The sequence below is a fragment of the Frankia sp. CcWB2 genome, assembly GCF_977927585.1.
Window position 1 is genome coordinate 5,800 of the sequence record NZ_CDWRCM010000224.1, and the last position, 577, is coordinate 6,376.

General features: G+C 75.9%; 1 protein-coding gene. It reads right to left on the minus strand.

Features of this window, described 5'->3' with window-relative positions; translation table 11 throughout:
* Positions 1-454, minus strand: a 454-nt coding sequence (locus ACY45C_RS18825) for a signal peptidase II (protein ID WP_462188893.1), incomplete at its 3' end; no start/stop codon positions are given.
* Positions 455-577 lie beyond the last annotated feature (123 nt).

Consider the following 577-nt stretch of genomic DNA (forward strand, 5'->3'; position numbering starts at 1 on the left):
GGAGGTGAACGAAGTCCACGACGTGACCGCGCAGGGGACCCGGCGCGCGGAAGATGCGGTCGGCGAGGTTGCCCAGCGCCCCGCCGAGTAGGGCGCCGAGCACGAGAGCCCACCCCGCCGACCGCAGCCGGCGGGCGGTGGACACCACCACCGCGACCACGGCCAGGGCGACCAGGCTGAGCAGCACCGTCGCGCCGCCCGCGAGGCTGAAGGCCGCTCCGGAGTTGCGGGTGAGCTCCAGGTCGAGCAGGCCAGGGATGACCTCGACAGGCCCCCGGTCGGACAGGGTGGCCACCGCGACGTGCTTGGTGATGATGTCCGACAGCAGGACGATCGCCGCCGCGACCGTCAGCGTGGCCACCGCCCGGCGGGAACCGGCGGTCGGGCGAGCCTCGTCCCGCCCGCGCGGTACCGGCGCCGACCCCCCGGGCGGGGCCGAGGGCTTCGTGGGCATCGCCGACGCGACGGGCCCCGCGCCCGGGGCGACGCCCCCCGGCGCGGCCGCTGCGTGATCGGCGGGATCTTCGGACACACCGCTCCCGATGGTCGGCACCTCTCCTACCGGACCACTCTACGA